Below are 229 nucleotides of genomic sequence, written 5' to 3' on the forward strand. Positions count from 1 at the left end.
AAATCGTGTTGAGGCTAACGCCCATAATGCGTGCAGTTGCCCGGCATCCAACGCCATTCATGGCCATATCAATAATTTTCTGGTGCGTACCGGGTTGAGAAGCGGTGTAAGTGAACTGCAGTTGCCATGTTTTACGGCAGTGAGAGCAGAGATAGCGCTGATGTCCGGCAGTGCTTTTGCCGTTACGCACACCCCGTCAGTAGCTGAACAGGAGGGACAGCTGATAGAA

Annotated in this window: 1 pseudogene; it reads right to left on the reverse strand. The window is 52.0% G+C overall.

Annotated features, from left to right (window positions below):
- Positions 1-229: pseudogene (locus BFF42_RS21880) on the reverse strand (IS1-like element transposase); the annotation flags it as partial.

Source organism: Shigella sp. FC1661 (genome assembly GCF_001712525.1).
Lineage (GTDB): Bacteria > Pseudomonadota > Gammaproteobacteria > Enterobacterales > Enterobacteriaceae > Escherichia > Escherichia coli.